The 26315-nt window shown below is 48.7% G+C and carries 25 protein-coding genes; 10 read left to right on the plus strand and 15 right to left on the minus strand.

Translation table 11 applies throughout. The annotated features are described in order from the left end of the window. Positions 1–46: 46 nt before the first annotated feature. Complete coding sequence (locus SPB21_RS06525; protein ID WP_499866033.1) at positions 47–1159, plus strand: iron chelate uptake ABC transporter family permease subunit; 1113 nt, start codon at positions 47–49, stop codon at positions 1157–1159. Here SPB21_RS06525 and SPB21_RS06530 read toward each other — a convergent pair. The 8 genes from SPB21_RS06530 to SPB21_RS06565 all read right to left on the minus strand — a co-directional run bounded on the left by SPB21_RS06530 (position 1156) and on the right by SPB21_RS06565 (position 9354). Further along, a complete protein-coding gene (locus tag SPB21_RS06530) occupies positions 1156–3141 on the minus strand; it encodes an amylo-alpha-1,6-glucosidase (protein ID WP_499866034.1) in 1986 nt (661 codons plus the stop codon). The genes SPB21_RS06525 and SPB21_RS06530 overlap by 4 nt on opposite strands. A 277-nt stretch (positions 3142–3418) precedes the next feature. Further along, entirely contained in the window at positions 3419–4282 is an 864-nt protein-coding gene (locus SPB21_RS06535) for an acyl-CoA desaturase (protein ID WP_499866035.1), read from the minus strand. Positions 4283–4377: 95 nt separating this feature from the next. Then, a complete protein-coding gene (gene psbA, locus SPB21_RS06540; RefSeq protein WP_499059152.1) occupies positions 4378–5460 on the minus strand; it encodes a photosystem II q(b) protein in 1083 nt (360 codons plus the stop codon). A gap of 358 nt (positions 5461–5818) precedes the next feature. Continuing rightward, positions 5819–6403 (minus strand): ferritin-like domain-containing protein, encoded by a 585-nt coding sequence (locus tag SPB21_RS06545; RefSeq protein WP_499866036.1) that lies wholly within the window; start codon positions 6401–6403, stop codon positions 5819–5821. A gap of 57 nt (positions 6404–6460) precedes the next feature. Continuing rightward, on the minus strand, positions 6461–7000 hold the full coding sequence (locus tag SPB21_RS06550) for a DUF3122 domain-containing protein (RefSeq protein ID WP_163659290.1): 540 nt from the start codon (positions 6998–7000) through the stop codon (positions 6461–6463). 39 nt (positions 7001–7039) lie between these two features. Then, positions 7040–7639: a Tll0287-like domain-containing protein gene (locus SPB21_RS06555; RefSeq protein WP_348918778.1), complete on the minus strand. Its 600-nt coding sequence runs from the start codon at positions 7637–7639 to the stop codon at positions 7040–7042. Continuing rightward, positions 7521–8000 carry an ArsR/SmtB family transcription factor gene (locus SPB21_RS06560; RefSeq protein ID WP_499059148.1) on the minus strand — a complete coding sequence of 160 codons (480 nt, stop codon included), beginning with the start codon at positions 7998–8000 and terminating at the stop codon, positions 7521–7523. Before SPB21_RS06560 ends, SPB21_RS06555 begins: the two co-directional genes overlap by 119 nt. Positions 8001–8049: 49 nt before the next feature. Continuing rightward, the gene (locus SPB21_RS06565; RefSeq protein WP_499866037.1) at positions 8050–9354 is read right to left on the minus strand and encodes an NAD(P)/FAD-dependent oxidoreductase; all 1305 of its coding nucleotides are present in this window, start codon (positions 9352–9354) and stop codon (positions 8050–8052) included. A gap of 433 nt (positions 9355–9787) precedes the next feature. Between SPB21_RS06565 and petC the strand changes: the two genes are divergently transcribed. From petC to SPB21_RS06590, 5 genes are all read left to right on the plus strand, one after another. After that, a complete protein-coding gene (gene petC, locus SPB21_RS06570; protein ID WP_163659287.1) occupies positions 9788–10321 on the plus strand; it encodes a cytochrome b6-f complex iron-sulfur subunit in 534 nt (177 codons plus the stop codon). Positions 10322–10342: 21 nt separating this feature from the next. Beyond that, the gene (locus SPB21_RS06575; RefSeq protein WP_163659286.1) at positions 10343–11542 is read left to right on the plus strand and encodes a TRC40/GET3/ArsA family transport-energizing ATPase; all 1200 of its coding nucleotides are present in this window, start codon (positions 10343–10345) and stop codon (positions 11540–11542) included. Between the two features lie 14 nt (positions 11543–11556). Next, positions 11557–12474, plus strand: coding sequence for an ion channel (locus tag SPB21_RS06580; protein ID WP_431731999.1), 918 nt, complete (start codon positions 11557–11559; stop codon positions 12472–12474). A gap of 195 nt (positions 12475–12669) precedes the next feature. Continuing rightward, positions 12670–13125, plus strand: a complete 456-nt coding sequence (locus SPB21_RS06585) for a DUF2214 family protein (RefSeq protein ID WP_163661605.1) — start codon at positions 12670–12672, stop codon at positions 13123–13125. 91 nt (positions 13126–13216) lie between these two features. Further along, a complete protein-coding gene (locus SPB21_RS06590) occupies positions 13217–13603 on the plus strand; it encodes a rhodanese-like domain-containing protein (RefSeq protein WP_163659284.1) in 387 nt (128 codons plus the stop codon). A 135-nt stretch (positions 13604–13738) separates the two neighbouring features. Here the strand turns inward: SPB21_RS06590 and SPB21_RS06595 are convergent, their stop codons facing one another. Next, positions 13739–14443, minus strand: coding sequence for an aldehyde oxygenase (deformylating) (locus tag SPB21_RS06595; protein ID WP_499866038.1), 705 nt, complete (start codon positions 14441–14443; stop codon positions 13739–13741). A 538-nt stretch (positions 14444–14981) separates the two neighbouring features. Between SPB21_RS06595 and psbA (SPB21_RS06600) the strand changes: the two genes are divergently transcribed. The 4 genes from psbA (SPB21_RS06600) to SPB21_RS06615 all read left to right on the plus strand — a co-directional run bounded on the left by psbA (SPB21_RS06600) (position 14982) and on the right by SPB21_RS06615 (position 18348). Further along, positions 14982–16100 (plus strand): photosystem II q(b) protein, encoded by a 1119-nt coding sequence (gene psbA, locus SPB21_RS06600; protein ID WP_163659282.1) that lies wholly within the window; start codon positions 14982–14984, stop codon positions 16098–16100. Between the two features lie 87 nt (positions 16101–16187). After that, positions 16188–16574 (plus strand): rhodanese-like domain-containing protein, encoded by a 387-nt coding sequence (locus tag SPB21_RS06605; RefSeq protein ID WP_499866039.1) that lies wholly within the window; start codon positions 16188–16190, stop codon positions 16572–16574. Between the two features lie 48 nt (positions 16575–16622). Next, on the plus strand, positions 16623–17621 hold the full coding sequence (locus SPB21_RS06610) for a bile acid:sodium symporter (RefSeq protein ID WP_163659280.1): 999 nt from the start codon (positions 16623–16625) through the stop codon (positions 17619–17621). A 16-nt stretch (positions 17622–17637) separates the two neighbouring features. Then, positions 17638–18348, plus strand: coding sequence for a class I SAM-dependent methyltransferase (locus SPB21_RS06615; protein ID WP_163659279.1), 711 nt, complete (start codon positions 17638–17640; stop codon positions 18346–18348). Positions 18349–18426: 78 nt separating this feature from the next. On the opposite strand, the gene feoB is transcribed toward SPB21_RS06615, so the two are convergent. The 6 genes from feoB to bchE form a co-directional block, all read right to left on the minus strand. Beyond that, positions 18427–20262: a ferrous iron transport protein B gene (gene feoB / locus SPB21_RS06620; RefSeq protein ID WP_499866040.1), complete on the minus strand. Its 1836-nt coding sequence runs from the start codon at positions 20260–20262 to the stop codon at positions 18427–18429. A 75-nt stretch (positions 20263–20337) separates the two neighbouring features. After that, positions 20338–20622 (minus strand): FeoA family protein, encoded by a 285-nt coding sequence (locus SPB21_RS06625; protein ID WP_250564639.1) that lies wholly within the window; start codon positions 20620–20622, stop codon positions 20338–20340. A 389-nt stretch (positions 20623–21011) separates the two neighbouring features. After that, positions 21012–21794, minus strand: a complete 783-nt coding sequence (locus tag SPB21_RS06630; protein WP_499866041.1) for a sulfite exporter TauE/SafE family protein — start codon at positions 21792–21794, stop codon at positions 21012–21014. Positions 21795–21827: 33 nt separating this feature from the next. Beyond that, a complete protein-coding gene (locus SPB21_RS06635; protein ID WP_163659277.1) occupies positions 21828–22526 on the minus strand; it encodes an MBL fold metallo-hydrolase in 699 nt (232 codons plus the stop codon). A gap of 288 nt (positions 22527–22814) precedes the next feature. After that, positions 22815–23930 (minus strand): NAD(P)H-dependent flavin oxidoreductase, encoded by a 1116-nt coding sequence (locus SPB21_RS06640; RefSeq protein WP_163659276.1) that lies wholly within the window; start codon positions 23928–23930, stop codon positions 22815–22817. A gap of 184 nt (positions 23931–24114) precedes the next feature. Continuing rightward, a complete protein-coding gene (gene bchE / locus SPB21_RS06645; RefSeq protein ID WP_499866042.1) occupies positions 24115–26145 on the minus strand; it encodes a magnesium-protoporphyrin IX monomethyl ester anaerobic oxidative cyclase in 2031 nt (676 codons plus the stop codon). Between the last annotated feature and the right edge of the window lie 170 nt (positions 26146–26315).

The following is a 26315-nucleotide window of genomic DNA, read 5'->3' on the forward strand; positions in this document are numbered from 1 at the left end:
CATAAAGACTATCTCACTAAAAACTTACCTCACCCACCCAAAAACTATGGCCAACAAAATCTACACCCTCAACTCCACCCATACAAAACACCCAACCATCTCCCAGCCAAAAAAAATATTCAACAAACTAACTAATCACCGACTTAAATCACTTTCCATCAGCCACCTCGGTGGCCTTACCCTCCTCACCCTGGCGCTCATTATCATATTTCTTGCTAGCCTCGCCCTAGGCTCCGTCGCCATTCCCCCCAACGAAGTGCTGACCGTTCTCTTGAGCGGAACCGCCGCTAAGCCCGCCTGGCAAGAAATTATCCTTAATTTTCGTCTCCCCCGCTCCCTAACCGCCATGGCAGCAGGCTCAGCCCTGGCCATCAGCGGACTCCAACTCCAAGCCCTATTCCGCAACCCCCTGGCCGGACCGTCAGTCCTTGGTATCAATGCCGGTGCTAGTCTGGGTGCGGCTCTGATTGTCTTAACCGGCGGCAGTATTGGCTGGTGGGGAGAGCTAAGCGTGGTCGGAGCCGCCAGTGTGGGCGCTGCGATCGCAATGTTCCTGATCCTGCTCATGGCCCACCAAATACGTAGCTCCCTGGCCCTGCTAGTGTTTGGGCTGATGCTGGGCTACATCACCACTGCCCTAGTGACTATCCTGTTGCACTTTAGCCACCTTGAACAAACCCTCACCTATCTAAACTGGACCTTTGGCAGCTTTAGCGGCGTCACCTGGCAACAACTACCGATTTTGCTCTCCGTCGTCATCTTTGGACTCGCCATTGCCCAACTTACCTGTAAACCCTTAAATCTCTTACTCCTGGGAGAAGAACAAGCCATCAGCCTGGGATTATCCATGACAATGGTCCGCTGTTATCTGATCTTTAGCGCCTCTTTGCTAGCGGGCAGCGTCACCGCCTTTTGCGGCCCCATTGCATTTCTAGGTGTTGCCGTTCCTCACCTGGGGCGCAGTCTTTGCCGCACCCAAGACCATCGTGTGCTGGTTCCCGCCGTTGCCTTACTAGGAGCCCTGTTGGCCCTGGTGGCCAACAGTATTGCCCAGGTGCCTGGCAATCAAACGGTCTTACCCCTTAATGCCGTCATGGCCCTGCTAGGAGCCCCGGTGCTCATCTGGCTGATGCTCAAACATGGAAAACACCAGGTTTAACCCAACCATTGCCAAACCCTCAGCACTTCTGCCACCGTCCACGCCTGGGCCATACACCCCCGTGGTGTCATCGGTGCATCCCCGTCAAAAATCTCACTGAGACTACCAATACAGCCCCCATGGAGATGCTGCACTAGGGGGGTAAGTAACTCCCTGGCCCGAGCCGCATCCTGATATACCCGAAAATGTGCCTGCACATAGGGACCCAACAGCCACCCCCAGGTAGTGCCCTGGTGATAAGCACCATCACGCTCCAGCGAATCACCACCGTAGGTACCAACATATTGAGGATGGGTGGGCGTTAGCGATCGCAACCCGTGGGACGTTAGCAGTTCTCGACCACACACATCAACCACAGATCGTTGTTGCTCCGGCTCTAATAAAGCACCCCCAGCCTCACCGCCAGCAAAGGGTAGGGAAATGGCAAAAATCTGATTCGGACGCATCGCCGCATCATGGCCCTCGGGACCATCTAGAACGTCATAGCAGTAAGCCCCGTACCAAAACCGTTGGAACCCGATTAACGTATGCTGTGCCAGGGTTTTATAATCCTGTGCTGGCTTCCCTAAAACCCGCGCAAACAGTTCCATACAGCGCAATGCATTGTACCAAAGCGCACTAATTTCAATCGGCTTGCCAATGCGGGGAGTGACCACCCAATCCTCCACCTTGGCATCCATCCAAGTTAGCTGCACACCGGGCTCGCCAGCATAGATTAAGCCATCGCTATCCAGATGAATGTTGTAGCGAGTACCGCATTGATGCCAGTCAATCACCGCCGCCAACTCTGACCAAATCTCCCTCAGCAGCGCATCATCTCCAGTGGCTGCATAGTACGCTCGAATTGCCTCAAAATACCAGAGAATCGCATCCACCGTATTGTATTCAGGGGTTTCTCCAGCATCAGGAAACAGATTAGGTAACATCCCTTGATCCAGATAGCGAGAAAAGGTCCGAATAATCGTACGCGCGATTTGGGGACGCCCCGTTGCCAAGGTTAGCCCCGGCAAACTAATCATCGTATCCCGTCCCCAATCACCAAACCATGGATAACCGGCAATCACAGTTTTACCCTCAGGTTCATTCACCAAGGGGCGATCAACAATAAACTGGTCGGCAGCTAAAACAAGCTGTTGAAACTCCCCTGACGTGGATAATGGATGCTGTTGTTCTGATATGTTGAATGCCTGGGTCAACAACTGGCGTTCATAGGTTTGCCGCATGGCCAGGGCCGACTCCCCGTCTAAGGACGGTGCAGCCACGGTACTAGCCGCAACCAATAATGATTCACCTGGAGCCAGTTCTACGGCTAAACTGGCAACACATAGGTGATCATCTATATGGGTCAAGCCTCGATACCGCTCTAGGGAAAGCTCAAATTTCTGATACCAATCATGGTGTAATTGAAACTGGCCGCGATCGCTAAAAAGATAATAGGGAACCGCATCAGAAAAAGCTTGAACACAAAGGCCATGGGGAACACATCCGGTCTCCATCTGCCAGCTTCGTGCTTGGGTGTTGCCGTGATAATCTCGATAGTTAACCAACGCTTTTAGCGACAATTCCACCGCGTTGCCCCGATGCAAGTAATATCGGACATAGGTTGTATTGGCCCCAGGCTGCATCCAAATACGTTTTTCTAATAAGGCATCGTCTAGGGCAAACGTCCAAACTGGTATGCTCCCATCAAGCCGAAAGCTTTCGATAAACCGATAGCCCTGGGGAGAAACACTGCCATCTATCCAACGATTGGTGCTCAACTCATAGGACTTATTGGTATAGACTGCTTCTTCTAATTTGGTTACCAACAGCGTGCGCCCCAGGGGTGGTTGCAGAGCCGCGACCAATAAGCCATGGTAACGCCGGGTAAGAATGCCTGCCACTGTACCAGCGGCATAACCACCCATACCATTTGTTACCAGCCATTCTCGAGTTTCAGCCGTCGCCAAATCTCCACAAAGCTCTCGCCCAAATGTCAGCATTGCACGGCCATCCCTACCATATAAAAACCTTAGATTCAAATCTTAAAGCATGGTATTTACTGGAAGAGTCCCATGGCAAAACTGACCAGGGAGACAGCCCTCTTTTGTAGGGTTAAGGGCTCTGTCTCCCTGGTCAGCAGCGGTGTGGCGCTAAACGATGTCTGGGGCTATTCACTTCGGAACGGTTACCCCATACTGTTGAGGTGATTCGGGGAAAGACTTTTCCATCTTACGGTCAGTGGAATGATGACTCTGCTTGCTAACTTGTAAAGAGTGATCAAAAAATCTGTTTGAGTGTTGGCTTCACATGGGCAGGTATTTTGACAACTTTTGTAGCAAGTCCGAGCGTTTTCAATACCCAAATCGCCCACCAGGTGACATCAATTTCCCACCACTGCCATCCAGCTCGAGCGACATTAGGATAGGCATGGTGGTTGTTGTGCCAGCCTTCTCCATAGGTGAAGATAGCAGCCCACCAGAGATTCCGAGAATTATCCTCAGTAGTAAAGGTGCGATACCCCCACATGTGGGTAACTGAGTTAATAAACCAGGTGCTATGCCATAGCAGCACCGCCCGCAAAAAGATACCGTAAATCACAAAGGACCATCCACCTAGGCCATAGAGCAATAATCCTAGAGGAATTTGCAAGAGTATAAAGTTGCGATTTAACCATCGATAAACAGGATCTCTTGCTAACTCTGGAGCATAGCGGCTGTATAGGTCTGAGTCAAAAAACTTTGCTTCGGGATATAACATCCAGAGCATGTGGCTCCACCAGAATCCTCGCTTAGCAGAATAGGGATCCTCCTGTTCATCTTCTGTATGGGCATGGTGTAGACGATGGCCGGCAACCCAGAAGATTGGCCCTCCCTGCAACGCTAATGTTCCGACCAAGGCAATCAAATATTCCAACCATTTTGGCACTTGGAAACTGCGATGACTGAGGAGCCGATGATATCCCAAGCAAATGCCAATGCTGCCAAAGAGCCAGTGGAGCAATAGGGTAAGGCCCAAAGCCTGCCATGAAAAATACCAGGGAGCTAGCAAAGCAAGAAGATGAACAAGTGTAAAAAAGGTAACAGTTGTCCAATTCAAGGGCGGCTTGGTTGCTGTGTTTTTCGAGACTGAATTTTCTGTCATATAGATGCTTTACACGAATTGTTGACAAAAGAGGGGAGCATTAAACTCCCCACGGTGAATGACTTAAGTTTTGAATTAAGGAACCAATTTTGATCTTATGCGGCGATAGCGGGTGCTGTCAGCGCAACGGGAGACGCTTCTCCAGACGCCAAATCCAGGGGAAAGTTGTGGGCATTACGCTCATGGATAACTTCAATGCCTAAATTGGCGCGATTCAGCACATCGGCCCAGGTATTCACCACGCGCCCTTCACTGTCTAGAATGGACTGGTTAAAGTTGAACCCATTGAGATTAAAGGCCATGGAGCAGATGCCCAGGGAGGCGAACCAAATCCCGACCACCGGCCAGGCGGCCAGTAGAAAGTGCAACGAGCGACTGTTATTAAACGAAGCATATTGAAAGATCAAGCGTCCAAAGTAGCCATGGGCGGCGACCAGGTTATAGGTTTCTTCTTCTTGACCAAAGCGATAGCCAGCATTTTGGGATTCAAGTTCGGTGGTTTCCCGCACTAACGACGAGGTGACCAAGGAGCCATGCATAGCCGAGAACAAGGCCCCCCCGAAGACACCGATGACCCCCAGCATATGGAAGGGATGCATGAGAATGTTGTGCTCGGCTGTAAACACAATCATAAAGTTGAAGGTGCCCGAGATGCCGAGCATCAAGCCATCTGAAAAACTGCCTTGGCCGATGGGGTAAATCAGTAACACAGAAGTAGCCGCTGCCACTGGAGCCGAATAGGCCACGGCAATCCAGGGTCTCATGCCTAAGCGATAGCTCAGTTCCCACTGACGGCCCATGTAGGCATAGGCAGCAATGAGAAAGTGAAAGATAATCATCTGGTATGGGCCACCGTTGTAAAGCCACTCATCTAGACTGGCGGCTTCCCAGATGGGATAAAAGTGGAGGCCAATGGCATTGGAGGAGGGCACCACGGTGGCGGTAATCATATTGTTGCCGTAGAGCAAGGAGCCGCTAATGGGCTCTCGAATCCCATCCATATCCACGGGGGGTGCCGCCACCATGGCCAGGACAAAAACAACCGTAGCGACCAGGGCTGTGGGAATCAAAAGGGTCCCGAACCAGCCAACATATAATCGATTTTCAGTGCTGGTGATCCATGCGCAAAAGCGTTCCCATGGACTAATCTGTTGATATTTCTGAAGTGTATTATTCATGAGTCCATATTGTTTGTAGCGAAAACAAACTGGCAAAGAAATTTGCACTTAATGTAGCGCTATATAATTATATAACTATGTAGCGAAGTATTTAACAAAATAAATGGAAAAACTTTTGTCATTTATTTCTACACTAATCGCTATGACGCTCTAGATGCATGCATCTAGAGCGTCATAGCGATTAGTAACGTGCCAATGGTGTGCTAGACCACTTGCGCTTAAATAATCACCCTATTACCTACCCCATCACTATTTGATAATGGGCAACCTTACGCCACAGAGTACTAGGCAATGAACCCTGGGTCAGGACAATAACTAGTGCGGCGAGATGTTGTCCTGACCCAGGCTAGAACTTCACTCAGATGCTGGAGAACCAGCTGAGGCAGCGTTCAAATGCTGGCTGATGATTATTTTTTGAAACGTTACGAAACTGGGTAAACGTTGCCCTCAGCTCAGGCTCCTCAACAAATTCAAGAAAGCTATCATACATTTGTACATTAGCAATTTCTGTTTCAACGGCCATTTCACAAGCTGCTTGCAGAGTTTCAGGGGCCTTTACATTACCAGCAAACGTATCTTCAGGAATGGGGAGACCACACTGTGTAAATAAGGTGTGCCAACGCTGAGCATGGCGCTCCTCTGATTGAATAATATTACTAAATGGCTGAATGGCTCCGTACTTTTCAATGACGGCAGTGTAAAGTGCCCTCGCTTGATACTCATCATTCATGGCATCAATCATTGCTTGTTGAGTTCTCTCATCAAGACTAGAACTAGCGGATATAGGAGATGCTGATGCTAGGAACGCCATTCTACAAAGTCCAGTGGCACCTAGTCTGCGCCGATGTTGTTGACGATAACCTTGTTGCCGGTGGCCTTGTTGCCGGTGGCCTTGTTGCCGGTGGCCTTGTTGCCGACGACCTTGTTGACATCTACGTTTCATACTTTTTTCTCTCAAATTGAATATCTTGGTTGTGCAAATTTTAGGGTCTATGGTTGTTTAGGATTGAGTAACCAGGACCTGCCACTCCTTGACAAGAGCTGGGGATACCAGAAGTTCGACTGGCTCACCTTGAGTGGTTGGGAGACTTAGCTTCAAGGGGATTACCGCCCTTAACTCAGATACAATCGGTGCCAAATCATATTGACCAACATTGGGTTCCGGTGCATCCGCATCCGTGAAAATTTTTCGAGAGGCGTCGTTTGCAGTTAGGGTGTTGCCTAAAGAGTCGGTTAACACCAGGGGCTGTGAACGATCAATGGCCGCAGTGCCGGGAAAACCAACCAGCCGGAGATAGAAAAAGGTGCTGCCATCTGGGCGAATGCGTTTAAATGCGATCGCTTGCCAACTATTGTTATGTTGATCGTGCAGGGTCTGACGTGACTGATAAACAAATTGACCAGGAGCCTCTTCCAATTGGCGAATCGCGGCAGATGCTGGCAGCACCGTGAGATTTTCAATCCCTGTCAGGCTCAGGACTAATAGTATGCTGAAAGTGAGCAGCCAAAGCATCAGCTGGCGTACACGTGACCACATCATAAAAATCTCCCAATGATGCCTGTTTATACTATTACTAGCTTATTCGCCCAGGGCAGCTTGAACCGACTGCTGCACTGAATCGGGAATAAACACCGCATAAACTCCTCGTAAGTCACCCACTTTGAAGTCGTATGCCAAATCTTGGGGATAGTTATTCTTGACAAACTGAGGACGATTGTCTTTGAGCCCATGGCAGGCTAAACAACTTGCTTCCACATTGATGCGACGATAATAGCGAGTGCCACTTTGGTCGCTCAAGGTTTCTTTTTCCCAGAATCCCATTAACTCTGGGGATTGCTCAAATGTAGACAGGGCATTAGTAGCGGCAAGATTATCGGGTTTATGGGCTGGATTACGATACTTTTTGGCCATTTGCTTTACCTGCCACCCGTTCTCTTGACTGAGTTGCATGGCTTTCATGCCAACGGGTTTACACACTTTCTTCATGGTCTCCGCCGTCGGTGGTTCTGGCGCATCTTTCAGGTAATCGGCTAGTCCGCTGCGCATAGCGTCTAAATTTTCAATCTCCTGAACAGCTTTGGCTAGCTGAGCGGGTTCCGGCTGAGCTTGAGCGATTGCTGGGCAGACAAGAACAACGAGAATGATTAGCGAAAAACCCAGTATGATCTTGGATAGAATTCTGAACATGGATATCGTCCCTTAGATTGGGGGATAAGCTAAATTGTTCGATCTCCGTTAGGGATCTGGCACAGAGTGATAGTAGATCTTTATCGATAATCCGATAATAGCGACAACTGCCGACGCGTCGACAGGTGACAACACCCGAGCATTTAAGCAACTGTAGGTGTTTAGAGACATTGGCCTGATTTAAACCAGCTCGCTGGCAAATCTCAGTGACATTGCGTTCCTGGCTGCAAATAGCAGAGATAATTCGTAACCGACTGGGATCGCTTAGCAGTTTGAATCGCTCTGCTATTTGTTCAAAGTGGTTTTCCAGCAGAGCTGAAAGGGGTTCCACTTGGTGCGGCTGAGTCTCCATAATTTGGGGGGAGTATCAAAAAAAGGCCAAATCTCAATCGATGGAATGCTTAAGGGCTAACTGTTGTTTGTTCGTAGTTGGTGGTGGTGGGCTTCAGCATCTGTAGACCGAAGATAACGCGTAATCCCAGTTTTTCAAACCAGGGCATACCAACTCCAGTACGCATTTTGACCATGAAATATTCCTCAAAGGCTGCTTTTACCCATACAACCCATGGGCCACGAACAGCATAGGAGTGTTTCCGTTTGCCAGTTTCTGGGTCAGGCAGAACGGGGGCGGCAATATAGGCAATACCAGTATCGCCAAATTCTGCAAAACACAAAGCATCCAACGTTGGAACTTGGAGAGGACTTTTAATCGCCCCCAACTCAACCGCGATATTGTGGGCAACCGCTGTCGCCATGGCTTCCGACATTTGACCACTTTTAGGTAACCCGATGGGAACACGAGTTTTATCAGGCTGTGCCAGTTTAATGCTGACACCTGCGGCATAAATGTTGGGAAAGTCGGGATGACGCTGGGTGGGTAACGTCGGAATAAATCCCTTGGCATCTCCTAACCCAGGCGCTGCCTGGATAAATTTGGCCCCGCGAAAGGCCGGTAAGACCATCGAGTAGTTAAATGGCAACTGTTGCCCGTCGTCCAGGGTAATGGTGTGTTCATCCACAGCCGTAATGGCCGCATTCTCAATGACCGTAATGCCTTGTTTCTGCATTAAATTGGCGGTCAGCTCTCTCGCATTTTTTACCTTAGAGACACCTAAATGCCCAGCATAGGGCTCTGGTGTGACATAGGTGATGGGCACCTGATCGCGCAATCCTCGACGACGTAATTCATGATCGGCCATCAGAGCAAATTCGTAGGCGGGGCCAAAACACCCTGCCCCCGGAGCTGCGCCCACAACTATTGGCCCTGGATTTTTAAGCAAGTCGAGCCAGGCTTGGTGAGCCGTGAGGCTATGGTCGGGGGTGCAAACAGACTGGGTATAGCCACCATGGGGACCCAAACCTGGAATTTGATCAAAGGCCAGGGATGCCCCAGTTGCGATCGCAACATAATCATACTCAATCGTTTTCTCTCCCTCGACTGTAATAGAACGAGCGTGAGGGTCGAGGGCCGTCACTTTGCCAGATACCCAATTTAAATGATGACGCTGCGCCAGACGCGCTAAATCTAACTGAACATGCTCCAATGGCTTCAGCCCCAAAGCCACCTGGATCAACCCTGGAATAAAGGTGAATTTGGACTCACTGGATATGAGTGTCACCGTATGCTCACTGGGCAGCAAGTGACGTAGCTCATAGGCTATGGGCAACCCAGCTAGACCACCCCCAATAACAACAACGTTTGCCATACCTCAACCCTCTCCTCCCTGATCTAAACCAATCACCCGACGATAAAGTGGGAAATCCCGGTCAGGCTTTATCACTTATCTACTAGATAGTTATATAGATGTTATGTAGTAATCCTGATTCTGTCAACTGAATAATTCGGTTTCAAAGTTCCACCGCCTTCCTGAGCCATGGGGCGTTGAGCCTTTCAATCACACCAGGGAAGTCACAACAAAATAGATAAAATAATTTACAATTTCATTACTAATTGGTTATACTACTGATTAGTAAGAAAGGTAAAGAAAATTTGCACTTGCTTGCCACATGACTCGATTAAGTGATCGCAATTAACAACCATGTCTCACTTCAGCCAGGTTGTTACCCTCTGCTTGAGGTTGCCCTCTTCTTGAGACGGTCATAGATATGTTGTTCCATTTTATAAGGAGGTTGATCGATATGGATGATGCACTTTCTTTCGAAGTCCCATCACTGTCTCGGCGACAACTACTCAATTTTTTGACAGGGGCAACGGTTGCCGCAACCGCTGGTTCAGCCCTCTACCCTGTCGCTAAGTTTTTCATCCCACCTCGGGAAGTATCTGAGGGAGGTGGGATTCTCGCAAAAGATAAACTGGGCACCCCGATTCCAGCCAGCCAAATCCTTGCTAATCCGCCTGGAACTCGCGCCTTGATTGCAGGGCTGGCCAGCGAACCGACGTATTTGATCGTCCAAGACGATGGTTCCCTGGGGGCTAGAGGTATTGTTGATAACTGCACTCACCTGGGTTGTACCTTCCCCTGGAATCCTGCAGATCAGCAGTTTCAATGTCCCTGCCATGGATCGCTTTACGATCCGGAGGGTAACGTTGTGCGTGGGCCTGCGCCCCTTCCCCTCAAGATAGTTCACGTGGTGGTTAAGGATGATGCCATCTGGATCTACCCCTGGAACGAGACTGACCCCCGTACTAATGAGCAACCCTGGTGGGTGTGATCAACTAAGAGGTTTTTACGAATGCGTATTATTTTGATGACTGGAAAAGGGGGGGTGGGTAAGACATCAGTTGCAGCTGCGACTGCCCTGCGAGCAGCAGAACTGGGATATCGCACACTGGTATTGAGTACCGACCCAGCCCATTCATTAGCGGATAGTTTTGCCCTAGAGTTGTCCCATGATCCAACCCTGATTCGGCCCAATCTGTGGGGGGCTGAACTCGATGCCCTCAGAGAAATGGAGCAGAATTGGGGAGCGGTTCGACGCTACATTACAGACGTGCTCCAGGCCCAGGGGATGGATGGAGTGCAGGCAGAAGAGCTATCAGTCCTGCCTGGAATGGACGAAATTTTTGCCCTAGTGCGGATGAAACGCCATTACGATGCGGGAGATTTTGATGTCCTAATTGTGGACTCAGCCCCTACAGGCACAGCCCTGCGTCTGCTCAGCTTGCCAGAAATTTCTGGCTGGTACATGCGTCGCTTTTACAAGCCTTTCCAGGGCATGGCCAATACCCTGAGCCCTGTGTTTGAACCCATTTTTAAGCGCATGACGGGGTTCTCTCTCCCTGATCGAGAGGTGATGGATGCCCCCTACGAGTTCTATGAACAAATTGAAGCACTGGAGCGAGTGCTCACGGATAGCACTCAAACTACGGTGCGATTAGTCACAAACCCTGAAAAAATGGTGATTAGCGAGTCACTTCGGGCGCATGCTTACCTGAGTTTATATAATGTGGCAACTGATCTGGTGATCGCCAACCGCATTATTCCTGAACAGGTGAGCGATCCCTTCTTCGCCCGTTGGAAGGAGATGCAACAACAGTATCGCCAGGAAATTCAAGAAGACTTTCAACCGTTACCCATCAAAGAAGTTCCGCTCTACAATGAAGAACTTTGTGGTTTGGCTGCCCTAGAGCGACTGAAAGACACTCTCTATGGCGATGAAGATCCGACCCAGGTTTACTACCGGGAGACCACACTCCGAGTAGTGCAACAGTCTGAGGGGTATTGTCTAGATGTTTATCTGCCAAATATTCCCAAAGAGCAAATCCATTTGCATAAGACGGGGGATGAACTCAACATTCGCATTGGTAACCATCGTCGTAATCTAGTTCTTCCACAGGCGTTAGCAGCGTTACAACCAGCAGGCGCTAAATTAGAAGATGATCATCTGATGATTCGTTTTACGAAAAATGCTTCTATTCCCTCTGCTGCGTGATCCTCTAAAGCGTGATGGGGAGGAGGATTGTGCAACTACGCAATATCAGGCATGTGAACAGGAAGAGATGTCACCTGGTTTCTGCTAAAGGTATTTTGAAATCCCCTGATGCTGACGTTTGGCACACATATTGGCGTGATCCTTACCATTTACTCTTGCTCATTCCCTGGCCAGGGTTTCTGCTATTGATTATAGCGATATACGGGTTGCTCAATGCGGGGTTTGCTCTTATTTACTTGGTTGGGGGAGGGATTGCCAATGCCCAAACTCATGACTTTTGGGATGCATTCTTCTTTAGTGTACAAACCCTGACCTCCATTGGCTACGGTGTAATGTATCCCCAAACTCCCTTTGCGAATACAGCTGCTGCAGTAGAGGCACTGGTAGGATTGGTGGGATTTGCTTTGGTGACAGGGTTAGCCTTTGCTCGCTTTTCCCAACCCACGGCTCGAGTTATCTTCAGTAACTTTGCTGTGATCACACCCTATAATGGTCTGCCAACCTTAATGTTTCGGGTTGCGAATCAGCGGGGGAATCAGATTGTCGAGGCTCAAATACGGGCATATCTGTTGCGGGATGAGGTGAGTGCGGAGGGACAATTTATGCGACGGCTTTATCCGTTGCGACTATTACGCAGCCAGGCCCCTGCCTTTGCTCTGACATGGACAGCTATTCATCCTATTGATACCGAAAGTCCCCTTAAAGGACAAACTGCGCAATCGCTGGTGCAACTTCGAGCCCAAGTGGTGATTTCCTTAAGTGGTATTGATGAAACGGTTGCTCAAGCTGTCCATGCTCAATATCTGTTTCATAGTGAGGAGATTTTATGGAACTGTCGCCTCATGGATATCATCCATGAAACCCCAGCGGGTGAGTGCTACATCGACTTTACTCACTTTCATGATGTTGTCCCGCTGCAAGCACTGGCTTGATCAGATGTATCGCTGGCCTATTGTCCTCCAACGGTATTCCTCGCCAGGGTGGGGCATTAAGGATGAATGCCTTCCCATTGGTAGGAGCTGTTGAATGAGGCATAGCCCAGTGATGCAGGGAAATACAGAGATTTAAGCCTGAGCTAACTTACTAAAAAACTAAAAATAAACCAAAAATAAAGGGGATAGATTTTGATCTGGAAAAGTAGCCTTGTTGCCTATTTGCACTACGCCAGCTTCATGCTGATCTTTGCCGCCCTATCTGTCGAAGGGGTCACTTTGAAAAAAGAGCTAAGTATCAGTGAAACCTGGAAGATAGTCATTGCAGATGGCGTTTATGGAATATCAGCTACAGTTGTGCTCATAACAGGTGTGTTGCGGGTTCTCTATTTTAGTAAGGGAGCCGATTATTACCTGAGCAACCCTGTTTTCTATGCAAAAGTTGCCATTTTTGTCGCCATTGGTACCCTCTCGCTGTATCCAACCTTTTCATTTTTAACCTGGATCAAAGACTTACGACAGGGCAATCCGCCAAGTCTGGAACTCTCCAGGGTTAACCAACTGGCCTGGATTATTAAAATTGAGTTGCTGGGGTTTATTCTGATTCCCCTGCTGGCGGCAATGATGGCAAGAGGAGTCAAAGGTTGGTGATTTGCCTATATAACTGATTAATTATATAGTGTATTGGGTCTTCTAAAGCCCAATTAAAATAGAGAGCCTTTAGTCTTCGGAGTATAAAACTATGGCCGTAGCTGAGCAGCTGAGTGGGTTGGTGTTCGAAGCATTCACTCCCCATGAGGTACAGGAGCAATTTGAACGGCACAAAATTGTTCTGATTGATGTGCGCACCCCTCAAGAATACGCGTTTGAGCATATTCCTGGAGCCATGCTATTTCCCATGGCCTCCTTTGACCCAAGGAAACTACCCATACAAGCTGATGAGAAGCCCATCGTGTTGTATTGTGGCTCTGGCAGACGATCGCGACTGATTGCTGAAAAATGTATTGATTCAGAGATTGATAGGATTGCCCATATGGAAGGGGGAATCAGCGCCTGGAAAGAAGCTGGTTTGACGTATGTTTCCATTGATCCAGCGACGGGTGGATATGTGCACAAGCCTCAACAATAGAGAGACCTGCGAGAAGAGAGCCTACATATGAGAGGGAGCGTTGTTGAGACACAATGGCTGGCCTGACTCTTAGCACTACTCATAAACTATGCGACACCAACCATCAAAACGGCCTCTACGCTCCCATGGAGAAAATCAGCGTTGTTTAGAGCTGGCCAGACCATGGCTGGCCATGCGTAAAATCTCACGGTTGTTAAAGCCAATTTCCTTGAGTGCCTCACTATAGTGCACCAAAAAGGATTCTATTAGTGTTTGCTTATCCATGCCTACGGTTTGCAGGTCAGCTTCAACCTGATTGAGCATCTGCCAGATCAACGGAAGTACCTGACGATTAGCAGTCTCGAGTTCTGCTTTTACTGTCTCAAAGTGTGCTTTAAGCCAAACTTCTCCGAAGTTGAGATGGTGATACTCATCAGCAACGACTCCTTTCGTCACTTTTTGAGCAAACGCATCGGCAACCGGAATATAGACGTTGTAAGCTGCGATTGCAAAACATTCTATGATCAACGATTGAATCAACAGGCAGGTGGCTATCTTACGGTCGGTTGCCGACGTTTGGAAAGCTTGACATAGGTCAGCAAAAAACTGGTTGGCAAATGCCAAATCAGGAATAACATTCAAATTTCGGCCACAGGCTTCAAAACTTTTACGATGACGCCCTTCCATTTTACCGAGTCGGACTAATTCTTCGGCCTGTTCTGGCAACAGATCTGCCAGGCATAGGAAATTGTCGTAAGCGGCCTGTTCTCCTTCAATAACGATGCCATTAATACGAGTAAAAGCATCGCGATAGGTATCACTATGAAAATCAAGCGTTTGATCGACTGCAGAATAGGGCATATCGGATTCAGATCTCCTTCTTCAGATCAGAAATGGTTAGGTGCCTGGGCCTTGAAATTCACCCATGATATTGCACAGCAGATTAGGTATCATTCTGGCCTACTGAGCCACGGCTTCCCTCAAAGGACTTCAGCCTCTATCAGCGTATGCCTGCATCGATTTCATGGGGGAATGGACTCAAGCTTTATATAACTATAAAGCGATTAATGAAAATAATCAAGAACTCTTGTTTTTTTGGAAATATCATGACGGGAGGCATTAGGAGACAGACTGATACAAAAATCAATCGTTTTGTTGATTAAATAGCTACTTGGTTGTATAGTGATTAAGTTGCTCGACATCGTCCTATCACTCACTTAAGGCTTCTTAGTCATTATCGATGCATTTAAGACTAGGTAGTTGAGTCAATAAGGCTGAGGTTACTTGACTTGAGATTAGCTTGCATGTTGCATAGCCCGTGTTTGCGATTTTAGGTCTTTCAAAGTAATCAGTCAGGTAGCTCCGTCAAACTCTCTTGCACATCTTGGAGGTTTAACTGATGAGTACATTAATAGGATATAAGGGATATAAGCGACCATCCACCCCTGATCGTTATACCCTGTGGGAACAATTTTCTGAGTGGGTCACAAGCACACAGAACCGTTTTTATGTTGGCTGGTTTGGTGTGTTGATGATTCCCACCCTTGTGGTTGCAGCCATGGTGTTTGCGATCGCACTTCTCTCAGCGCCACCTGTTGACGTAGATGGCATTCGTGAGCCCGTCATGGGATCAATTTTAAGTGGTAACAATCTGATTTCTGCCGCAGTTGTGCCGACTTCAGCCGCCATTGGACTTCATTTTTATCCCCTTTGGCAGGCCAGTTCAGCGGCTGAGTGGCTCTATAATGGCGGCCCTTACCAGCTGATTGTGTTCCACTTTTTAATTGGGATCTGGTGTTATCTTGGTCGCCAATGGGAATTGAGCTATCGCTTAGGCATGAGACCCTGGATTGCCGTGGCCTTTTCTGCGCCTGTGGCAGCTGCAACCGCTGTGTTGTTGGTGTATCCCATGGGTCAGGGTAGTTTCTCAGAGGGCATGCCCTTGGGGGTTTCTGGAACCTTCCACTTTATGTTAGCGCTGCAGGCCCAGCATAATGTTTTGATGCATCCCCTGCACATGCTGGGAGTAACTGGCATTTTTGGTGGCGCTCTCCTCAGTTCTCTCCATGGCTCCTTGGTTACCGCCAGTTTGGTTAGAGAGACCTCTGAAACAGAGTCTGCCAACGTTGGTTATCGCTTTGGTCAACAGGAAGCCACCTATAATCTGCTTGCCAGTCATGCTGGGTATTTGGGGCGGTTGCTCATTCCTGGTGCCGCCATGCGCAATAGCCGCTCGGTTCATTTTCTGTTAGCCGCTTTACCCACCATCGGCGTCTGGTTTGCTGCCTTAGGTATTAGTGCTATGGCCTTTAATCTCAATGGGTTCAACTTTAATCAGTCCATCTTGGATAGCCAGGGTCGGATCATTCCCAGCTATGCCGATCTGATTAACCGGGCAACCCTGGGGATTCAAGCCATGCATGCTCCCAATGCCCATCACTTTCCCCTGTTATTAGCGAATGGGGAGGCAACACCCGTGGCCCTGGAGATGACATCTGCTCTCACAGCTCACAGCTAACCCAACTTGGTCTGTGCAATTGTCTTGTTCTGACTTGATGGCAAGATAATCGCCCAGACCTGGAACACTTTGCCTAAGAAACACTCTATGGTATCCGCATCACCCCCTAAGCCAGCTATCAGTGACGTACCTCCAGAAGACTTTGTTCAATCCCCTAAGATTTCGAAATTCATTGATGTCAGGAGTCGGCTTGAATACAATCTTTTTCATGCTCCTGATGCCATTAACCTGAGTCTACCGCGCATTCTGATGGCTCAGGTTCCGTTGTTGCGCTACCTGGTACTGCCGCGATGGTTTTGGCAACTTCCCAAGGATGAACCTCTCGCGGTGATTTGTCTGACGGCTCACCGCAGTCCAATGGCTGCTCAGATGTTGGTTAAACTGGGCTTTAGCCAGGTGTTTAATATTACAGGCGGCATGATGGCCTGGCAGAAAGCCGGTTTGCCCACCCATCGAGATCACGTGAAAGAGTAGGTCACGGATAGACTCGCAAAAACTTGACGAAAAAGGAGAATGATTGTCGTGTGGAAGGTATTAGGGTTCATCCAGAAAAATTTAGTCTGGTCTGTTCCTGTATTTATGATCGCTGGTCTAATCTTTGGGGCTGTCGCTAATCCGACTTCCCTAAAGGCTTTGATCATTCCTCTGACTTTTCTCATGGTCTATCCCATGATGATTAATCTGCAAGTTCAGAAAGTGTTATCGGGAGGAGACTATAAGGTTCAATTACTCACCCAGCTGATTAATTTTGCGGTGATTCCATTCTTTGCCTTTGGCATGGGAAAGCTGTTTTTTGCCGATCAACCCCTGGTGGCCCTGGGGCTTTTGTTGGCCTCCCTGTTGCCCACCAGCGGCATGACCATTTCCTGGACAGGCTTTGCCAAGGGCAATATTAGTGCGGCCATTAAAATGACGGTCATTGGATTAATTTTGGGCTCGGTTGCCACCCCCTTTTATGCCAAGTGGTTAATGGGGGCAGTGGTCGAGATTCCGTTGGCTAGTATTTTTAAGCAAATTGTTATCATTGTTTTCTTACCCATGGTTTTGGGGTTTGTCACTCGGATTACACTGATTCAAATTGTTGGAGCGGATAAATATCAGAAAAACCTTAAGAAGAAATTTCCAGCCTTTTCCACCTTGGGTGTGTTAGGGATCGTTTTTGTCGCGATGGCCCTCAAAGCCAAAGATATTATTGCCAATCCCCTGGTACTGCTTTCGTTTTTGATTCCGCTGGCGATCTTGTATGTTGGGAACTTCCTCTTCAGCACACTCATCGGTAAATTCTTCTTTAAGCGGGGAGATGCGATCGCACTGGTCTACGGTACTGTCATGCGTAACCTATCCATTGCCTTGGCCATTGCCATGACCGCCTTTGGCAACGAACAAGGATCTGAAATTGCCCTGATTATCGCCATGGCCTACATCATCCAGGTACAGGCAGCGGCCTGGTACGTGCGCTTTAGCGACAGAATTTTTGGCCCCGTGCCAGACGCCCAACCCCCGATGCAACAATCGGCTTAGCAAATACTAGGACACTATGAAGTTTTCCCTTTTTGTTCAACTGCAAAAGCAATTGATAGCCTGGGGGATGGCAAAAGCAACTGCGGGCGATCTGCATGCCATCAAAGTAACAGGCTGTGAGCACCATACTAATTTGGGTGATCTCAAGCAGGCGCTTTTGGGGAATCTAGGGGGTACTGTGCTAGAGATTGGCCCCGGTACCGGGGCCAATCTCAGCTATTACTCGCCAAGCATTCATTGGCTGGGTGTTGAACCGAATCGGTTTATGCATCCTTATTTGCATGGGGAAGCTAAGCGGCAAGGGTTGCAACAGATTAAAATCCATGAAGGAATTGCCGAGCACTTGCCTGCCGAGAGCAATACGATTGATACGGTCGTCAGTACCCATGTGCTCTGTTCAGTCACCCACTTAGGGCAGGCTATTCAAGAAATTAAACGCGTTCTTAAACCGGGGGGGACATTCATTTTCCTTGAACATGTGGCCGCAAAACCCGATACCTGGGCGCGTCATCTTCAGGAATCAATTACTCCGGCTTGGAAAACCCTGTTTGATAACTGTCATCCCAATCGTGAGATCTGGAAAGCCTTAGACGAAGCAGGGTTTGTCCCCATGGACTATGAGCATTTCCAGATTCCATTTCCAATTGTGGGGGATCATATTGTGGGCGTGGCAACCAAGCAATTGAGTTACAAAAAAGATATCGAAATGACACCCTCACTATCGTAGTTCACGATCGTTTACGCTTGGCTCTTCTGTCTTACCCGAATCTTCTGTCTTACCCGAAATTGTAGTCTTGACGGAACCCTAGTGAGACCCCAACAGTAAGGCACCTTGATAGAAAATAAAACTGGCAACCCAGGCGAGTACGAGCGAAAACCCTAGGGATAAGACGGTGAATTTCCAGGACTTTGACTCATTCTTCAATGTGGCCACGGTTGCTAAACAGGGGGTATAGAGCAAACAAAAAATGCAAAAGCTATATCCCTGAATAAAGGTTAGTTGCTCAGAAAGCACCTGGCCAACGGCGGCATCATTCAATCCGTAGATCACGGCCAATGATCCTACAACCACCTCCTTGGCCACAAAGCCAAAGATTAACGCCAGGGTGAGCTGAGGTTCAATGCCAATGGGACTCATCACGGGACTGAGAAATTGCCCAATTTGTCCGCCGATGGTGTCTAAACCGGTGGCCCCTTGTGGAAAGTGGGTCACGATCCACACAGCAATGCAGCCCAACAGAATGAACCCTGAGGCTCGGGTCAAAAAATCCCTGACTTCAAGCCAGCTTCTCATGAGCACCTGACGCCAGGTGGGAAAGCGGTAAGGGGGTAATTCTAAAACAAAGGGCTCATCATGCTTAAATACCTTTTGGAAAAGTACAGCCGTGATCAAGGCGGCCACAAAACTGAGGAGATAAAGCGAGAAGAGTGCGATCGCACCCCTGCTGTCAGGAAAGACGGCGGCCAGAATAAAGACAAACACCTGTAACCGGGCTGAGCATAACGAAAATGGAATCACCAGCATGGTTAACAGCCGCAGCGGTCGCGATCTCATCACCCGAGTGCCCATTAAAGCCGGTACATTGCAGCCAAAACCCAGCATTTGTAGCACAAAACTGCGACCATCCAGCCCCAGCTTTTCCATAAAGGCGTCCATCAAATAGGCTGAACGAGACAGATAGCCACTATCCTCCAACACTGCCATCAGCATAAAAAACAACATAATCAGGGGAACAAAAGACACCACCGTGGCGATGCCATTCCAAACCCCGTTAATCACAAAATTCTGAATGATGTTTGGAAAAAAGCTCAGCAGCGGTTCAATCAGGTAAGCCTGGATGCCATCCGTTAGCTGACCCATCACCCCCTGGGCGGGCAAACCCACCGTCCAAATCAACCAAAAGGCCAGGAAGAGACCGAGAAAAAACAGCGGCAGTCCAAAAATCGGATGCAATAACACCTGATCTAATCGCGCCGTTAACGTCATGGCCAACTGAGATGGCCGGATCACACTATCGGCTAAGAGCGTCTTAATCTCAGCTGTGGTCGCCATGTCACCATCACCCCAGCGATCGTTGTCAGGCCGAACTTGATGCGCTAACAACGGTGCCGTCAATTGCTGGGCAATGGCGGCATAGGCTCTGCCGTAGCCCTGGCCGTACTTAGCACTGATCAGGAGAACCGGTATGCCCAACCGCTGGGCGAGTTTATCATTGTCAATGCGAATGCCATAGCGCCTGGCTTCATCGGCCATATTGAGGATAGCCAGCGTGGGGTAACCCAGGGCCTGCACCTGCAAGAGCAACTGTATTTGGCGCTCAATTTCAACCGCATTCAGGACAACAACAATTAAATCGATCGAAAAGTCACGAAGAAACTGTCGAACAACGGCCTCATCCTCTGAAAACCCCTTGAGATTATAAATACCCGGTAAGTCGACAAACTCTGTACAGAGACCACCCAGTTCCACCTGAGCCTGTAGCAACGCCACCGTCATCCCTGGCCAGTTGCCCACAAAGGCAGACGCCCCTGTAATCCGGTTAAAAAAGGTTGACTTACCCGTATTAGGCATGCCGATTAAGGCCACTCGCCTCACACCCTTTTCCGGTTGAATGGTTGTTGTTCTGCCCTGATGAATCATAACTGCACCAAAGAATACTTGAATCAAGTCAGCAAATGCCCTCGCGGCAACTGTCAGGTTACTGTTAGGTTACTGTCAGGTTCTATGGGAACAGGTTTCAACATTGCGAACAACAATCTGGTCGGCCTCTTTACGGCGAATGGCCACCTCCGTAGTCGCACCGACGCGAATATGGAGGGGACCGCCAAAGCCCACTTTGCGAAGCACTCTCACTGAACTATCCACAATGATTCCTAGCCCAGCCAGACGGTGCACAAAGGCCTGATTATTTTTTCCAGAACTTACTTGATCAACAACGGCCAACTCACCACGCTGTAATTCGGATAACACCATAATCCGTTTAATAGTAATTATTTTCATTAATTATGGCAGAAAAGCGAGTTAAATGATCCGTTACTGAATGGATAAAAATCATTGTGAGAGAACAAATCACACGATTTCCCCTGATGACGCTGCTGCCTCATCAGGGGTCTTAGGGGATTGCACAACAAAATAAAGTCCCAGGTTGGGGCTGTCGATGGGTGGATGAATGATGGGGTAACGGGGGAATTATTGAAGCGCAAGCGCCTTAGGGATCAGCATTCCTTAGCAAAGTTGAAGCGCGATCTAAGATCTAATACCAAATCCGAATTCATCAAACCCGATTAAAAATGGAAGGATCTGTAGGGGCATCCCCTGGTGGGTGCCATTCGATATCGGATGCTATCAGTCAGAACTTTGTATAATCTTGTCACAGAATCCGTTGCCACCTATCGCTTGATCAGAACAAAAATTGCGACAGCGAGAACAAAATAGCCAAATCCCTTTTGTAATTGCCTGGCATTAATAAATTGAGTCAGGTAGGAGCCTGCAACTGTGCCAATGCCTGCCGCTAAGGTAAAAGAACTTACTAAAGCCCAATCCACACTCACCTGGTTTAAGTAGCCCAAAAAACCTGTCGCTGAATTCGCGGCAATAATTAACAAGGAGGTGCCGATGGCTTCTTTCATGGGAATGCCGCCCAGTAATACTAAGGCGGGGATGATCATGAAACCACCCCCCACACCAACAAATCCAGTGAGTACACCCACGCCGATTCCCTCTACAGGTATCAAGAGCCAATGATGACCCTGGTCCTTGTCCATGGCATTATCGATAGACATTCCGGCATGGGCTAACGCCGATTTCGAATGGCTTTGGCGAATCATCAAAGTACTCGCAATCACCATGACCACGCCAAAACAAATTAGCTGAAAGCTACCCGTAACAAAAGGTAGACCCGCCATACGAGCCCCTATGTATGCGCCGAGCATTGCGGCTGGTGTAAAAATTATGGCTATCTTCAGGTTGACGTTACCCTGACGCCAATGGGGAATAGCCCCCATCAGACTCACAATGCCCACAATGACGAGACTCATTGCGATCGCACCTTTCGACCCCAAACCCATGACATACACCAGAATAGGCACTGCCAGGATAGAACCGCCACCCCCAATCAGACCCAAACTCAGACCAATGCAGACCGCTAAGAGATGACCAATCAACCAAATCATTAATCAGGAAGTTCCTTTATATCAACAGCAATGTCATGTTGTTACAACAACTTTGCCGCATTGCTCATTGGCGGGAACCGCTTCCATAATTCTTTTAGGATTAGGTAAGTGGAGATTATTCATAAACTGGATGAAGCTGGCCCGATCTTTGCCAACGAACCGGGGATTAAAGCGTTTCTCTTCATCAATCGTAGAGACCGTCTGCCCTTGATAGTCATGGCCTGGATAAACGAGCGTCTCGTCTGGTAACGTAAACAGCCGCTGGGTCACATGGTCGTAGAGTGTACCGGCATCACCACTCTGAAAATCCGTACGCCCACAGCCGCGAATAAATAAGGCATCCCCCGTCAACACATGGGTGCCATTCACCCGATACGACATATGGCTATCCGTGTGACCATGGGTTTCAATTGCTTGAATATTAACATTACCAACCCTCAGGCTCTCTCCATGCTGAAGATAGCGGTTGGCACAGGCTGCATTGGCATTCTGGGGAACAACCCCTTCGCATTCAGTTAACTCTCGCAGCCTACCCGTGCCTGTTATATGGTCAGCATGGATATGGGTCTCTAAGCAATATTTCAGTACCAATTCTAATTCAGTCAGGAGTCTATAATCACGGTCTACTTGCTCTAGAACTGGATCAACGAGCGCCGCCTCTCGGGTCACTAAATCTGCAATCAAATAGGTATAGGTCCAAGTTGCTCGATCAAACAACTGACGAAACAGCATTATTTCCTCCTTATTTTGCTTGCAAAAATATTTAAAAAAGCGACGACAACATCCCAGGGCTAGACATCACCAACAACAAACAGGATCGCAAAGACAACTACTAAAGAAAAAAATGCAAGGTAAGCTTGAACCATGTTATTAACACCGACTTGGTCCAGAGAAATAAACGCATACGATTGATTTTAATAGATCAATCGTATGCGAAAGAATATATCATCATATAGTAATTTAATCAAATATTAAGCATTTAAGGTGTGCGGCAGCGGCAAAGTATCCGGGCAGGGGGCGTCAAGTCAACTGAACGGGTGCCGGTGTCATCAATTCTTGCATGATCTCGGCAACGGACATCATACGTGTCGCTCTACCCGCATTCGTCCCGGCAAAAATTAACCCGTTTTCAATATCACCCCTAGAGGCTCGATCCAGGGCTCGTATAATGCAATAGGTCTCGCGCTTATCCCGAAATTTACAGCTCTTGAGACAATTAGCGAGGCATTTTCCTCGAGGATTAGGGGTGCCGGCCATAATTTTTTCGGCAAAGGGGTTGAGTAAAGCTCGCCCTGGTAACCCCACCGGACTAGGCACTAGCCTCACATCGTCTGGGCTGGCATTGAGATGAAATTCCTTGTAACGAAGGTCAGCGTCACATTCATGGGTGGTGATAAAACGAGTGCCAATTTGCACGCCATCGGCCCCCAGAGCCAGAGCCCGAACGATATCACGTTGATCCCAAATGCCCCCAGCGGCAATCACAGGCATGGGAGTCTCAAACTCGTCTTTTAGGTAAGCAACCAGTGCGGGAATGACAGCTGTTGCTGCCCACTCAGGATCGTTCAGGGTGTCCTCCGTAGCCCCCAGATGGCCACCCGCTACCTGAGGATCTTCCACAATAAACGCATCGGGCAAGCGGCCTTGCTGCCGTTGCCATTTACGACAAATCAATTTGGCGGCACGAACGCTAGAGACAATGGGGACCAGCGCCACTTCTGGATGATCCTGGGTATAGGCCGGTAATTGCAACGGCAAACCAGCTCCGGCAACAATGACGTTGGCACCGTTCTCAACAGCGGCACGCACCAACAGCTGGTATTCACGGGCGGCCACCATAATATTCACCCCGATAATCCCAGTTGGACTCAGGCGGCGAGCGGTGTTTAATTCATCGATTAAGGCCAATCGACTGGCGGTTAGAAATTGCTGGTGACGCTTTTTAGGATTGGGTTCATCGGCATCGAAATAGGGAGAATTAATTCCTAACCCTGAGGCTGAAATGGTGCCGATCCCCCCTGCGTTGGCAACTGCAGAGGCCAATGAAGCACATGAAATCCGCACACCCATACCCCCCTGAATAATGGGATAACGAGCGATGTATGAACCAATTTGAAGAGAAGGAAATACTGTCATCGGTTTAGTGTTATTGGCGAAGGGATAAGGATTGTATCAGATCCAAACATTGATACTGGAGAGACGTGGAGCCTAAGTAATTTTGGTTCCTATCAGGTCATTACCTAGATTACTTAGGCCCAGAGACTACTGGTCTTGCTTTGGCCTCGATACACCTGATTAATCAGGGCCGATGGGATAGAAATCATGCACGTGAGGCCAAACTAGAAGACTTGACTGATGGGACTGTTGAAACTTCGGGATTCAGGACGATCTCCTCGGATTGGAATGCGTGAATGGTCTGAGCCAGATGCTCCATTGAGCTGCCGTGTGGGCTATAGGCAACTTTCACGGAGTCAATATCTGACAAGGATTCAGGGGCATCTGTCAAGATCAGCAGCCGGAAAGGTTGGCAGCTATTTTGTTGCTGAACCCGTTGCATAAACTCTGGGAGGGACATATCTGGCAGCGGATCGGAGACGATGACGATGTCAACAACGATGGAGTCTAACAATATCAGCCCAGTTTCACCGTTGGTGGCTTCACTGGCAATTTCGATGCCGGCTTGCGATCGCAAACCCTTCCGCAAAGCAATGCGAGCCGCTTCATCCCCATCCACAATCACCACTTGCACATCTTCTTCTATGGCATCGTTGGCAGACTCATTAGCCTCCGCTACGGTGTTGGGTGCGCCACAGGCCGAAACGTCACCAGCAAACTCAACATCTGCCAGCTTGGCCGCCTTAAGCTTAATCATATCTTCAGCAGAGAGAATACGAGATTGATCAAAGCCCAGCTCAATCTCTGCCTGCATTCCCTTACGCTTCACCCGTTTGAGATTATAGAAACGCTGATTAAGGGTGGTTTGCACAAACGCCCACAGACATCCCAATAAATAGCGCCGCTTGAACGGATCACGGGTAAACCAATATTCCAAAAACTTCCAGCCATAGAAGCGGGCATAGTTGCGTAAAACCCCCTTCAGCACCGCTTCCCGCGTCATATTGTCGGGCTTGATAATGGGCGTCACAAAGTTGTAGTGGGAAAAGTCTCGCACTTCGACCTTATCTTCGAGATCTTGAAACAGTTCCGCAAACGGCCAGGGCGTAAACATATTCCAATTGGTCATGTCTGACTTCCAGTCCCGAGTCATGCGGTAAGTTTCTTCAATGGTCTCAGGGGTTTCATTCGAGAGGCCCATAATGAACTGCACCTCCGCCACAATGCCATTGTCACGCAGTAGTTTTACGGCCCGTTTATTATCGGCAATGGTGGTTTCCTTACGAAAGACATCGAGGTTCAATTGGGCCGCTGCTTCTGTTCCCAGCGACACATGGACCAGACCAGCTTTCCGATACAGCGGTAGTTCGGCCTCATCTCGCAAGATATCGGTCACCCGAGTATTAATGCCCCAATGAACACCCAGGTTGCGATCTACCAATTCTTCACATAGGCTGACAAATCGAGCCTTACTAATGGTGGGCTCTTCATCGGCCAGGATGAAAAATCCTATATTGTGTTCTTTGACCAGATGCTCAATTTCATCCACAAATAGCTTAGGCTTCCGGGCCCGGTACTTCCGCCAGAACTTCCATTGGCAGCAAAACCGACAGCGAAAAGGACAACCCCTGGCAAAATTAGGCACGGCCACCCGCACATTCAGAGGTGTGTAGATGTACCGGTCCCAATCGAGCAAGGTCCAATCGGGGGAGAGCGTATTCAGATCACGAATTGGCGGATGGGCCGGTGTGACCACCACCTGACCGGCATCATCTAAATAGGCCAGTCCCAAAATTGACTCACGGTCCTGATGGTCTCGGCCCTCGGCAATGGCTCGAACTAAGTTGACACTAATTTCCTCCCCTTCTCCCCGAATGATGTAATCAACCCAGGGGGCTTCTTGCAACACCTCACGGTACATATAGGTGGGATGGATACCGCCCATAATTGAGATCGCATCAGGGCAAACAGATTTAGCAATCCGCAGGGTGTCCTGGGATTTATAAATCATCGGGGTGATCGCTGTGGCCATAACAATATCAGGCTGATGCTCCTGAATGAGAACGGCCAGCGCCTCATCCTCGATGTAGTTAGTCATGGCATCAATAAAGCGGATGTCATCAAAGCCCGCTTGCTTTAAGGCTCCCCCAACGTAGGGCACCCAACTAGGCGGCCAGTTACCCGCAATTTCTGCCCCACCTGAATGGTAGTTGGGTTGAATCATAAGGATACGCATACAGGGTTCTCCTGATATCAAAAGGGTGCAGTGATGGTGAAAGACAAGCAAACCGACTGAGAGAATTGACGAATGGTGTGATCTCTCAAATAGGTATCGAACACGGCGGCAATGTTCCGTAGGTTTGAAGCAAAGATTCCATAGTCCAAGGAGATCCAGGGGCTAAAAAA

It is taken from the genome of Leptothoe sp. ISB3NOV94-8A (assembly GCF_043421595.1).
In the GTDB taxonomy this organism is placed as follows: domain Bacteria; phylum Cyanobacteriota; class Cyanobacteriia; order Phormidesmidales; family Phormidesmidaceae; genus Leptothoe; species Leptothoe turfae.

Coding starts and splice junctions, on each gene's coding strand:
- SPB21_RS06525 (WP_499866033.1), top strand. CDS start 47: ATGGCCAACAAAATCTACACCCTCAACTCCACCCATACAAAACACCCA.
- SPB21_RS06530 (WP_499866034.1), bottom strand. CDS start 3,141: ATGCTGACATTTGGGCGAGAGCTTTGTGGAGATTTGGCGACGGCTGAA.
- SPB21_RS06535 (WP_499866035.1), bottom strand. CDS start 4,282: ATGACAGAAAATTCAGTCTCGAAAAACACAGCAACCAAGCCGCCCTTG.
- psbA (WP_499059152.1), bottom strand. CDS start 5,460: ATGAATAATACACTTCAGAAATATCAACAGATTAGTCCATGGGAACGC.
- SPB21_RS06545 (WP_499866036.1), bottom strand. CDS start 6,403: ATGAAACGTAGATGTCAACAAGGTCGTCGGCAACAAGGCCACCGGCAA.
- SPB21_RS06550 (WP_163659290.1), bottom strand. CDS start 7,000: ATGATGTGGTCACGTGTACGCCAGCTGATGCTTTGGCTGCTCACTTTC.
- SPB21_RS06560 (WP_499059148.1), bottom strand. CDS start 8,000: ATGGAGACTCAGCCGCACCAAGTGGAACCCCTTTCAGCTCTGCTGGAA.
- SPB21_RS06565 (WP_499866037.1), bottom strand. CDS start 9,354: ATGGCAAACGTTGTTGTTATTGGGGGTGGTCTAGCTGGGTTGCCCATA.
- petC (WP_163659287.1), top strand. CDS start 9,788: ATGGATGATGCACTTTCTTTCGAAGTCCCATCACTGTCTCGGCGACAA.
- SPB21_RS06575 (WP_163659286.1), top strand. CDS start 10,343: ATGCGTATTATTTTGATGACTGGAAAAGGGGGGGTGGGTAAGACATCA.
- SPB21_RS06580 (WP_431731999.1), top strand. CDS start 11,557: ATGGGGAGGAGGATTGTGCAACTACGCAATATCAGGCATGTGAACAGG.
- SPB21_RS06590 (WP_163659284.1), top strand. CDS start 13,217: ATGGCCGTAGCTGAGCAGCTGAGTGGGTTGGTGTTCGAAGCATTCACT.
- SPB21_RS06595 (WP_499866038.1), bottom strand. CDS start 14,443: ATGCCCTATTCTGCAGTCGATCAAACGCTTGATTTTCATAGTGATACC.
- psbA (WP_163659282.1), top strand. CDS start 14,982: ATGAGTACATTAATAGGATATAAGGGATATAAGCGACCATCCACCCCT.
- SPB21_RS06605 (WP_499866039.1), top strand. CDS start 16,188: ATGGTATCCGCATCACCCCCTAAGCCAGCTATCAGTGACGTACCTCCA.
- SPB21_RS06615 (WP_163659279.1), top strand. CDS start 17,638: ATGAAGTTTTCCCTTTTTGTTCAACTGCAAAAGCAATTGATAGCCTGG.
- feoB (WP_499866040.1), bottom strand. CDS start 20,262: ATGATTCATCAGGGCAGAACAACAACCATTCAACCGGAAAAGGGTGTG.
- SPB21_RS06625 (WP_250564639.1), bottom strand. CDS start 20,622: ATGAAAATAATTACTATTAAACGGATTATGGTGTTATCCGAATTACAG.
- SPB21_RS06630 (WP_499866041.1), bottom strand. CDS start 21,794: ATGATTTGGTTGATTGGTCATCTCTTAGCGGTCTGCATTGGTCTGAGT.
- SPB21_RS06635 (WP_163659277.1), bottom strand. CDS start 22,526: ATGCTGTTTCGTCAGTTGTTTGATCGAGCAACTTGGACCTATACCTAT.
- SPB21_RS06640 (WP_163659276.1), bottom strand. CDS start 23,930: ATGACAGTATTTCCTTCTCTTCAAATTGGTTCATACATCGCTCGTTAT.
- bchE (WP_499866042.1), bottom strand. CDS start 26,145: ATGCGTATCCTTATGATTCAACCCAACTACCATTCAGGTGGGGCAGAA.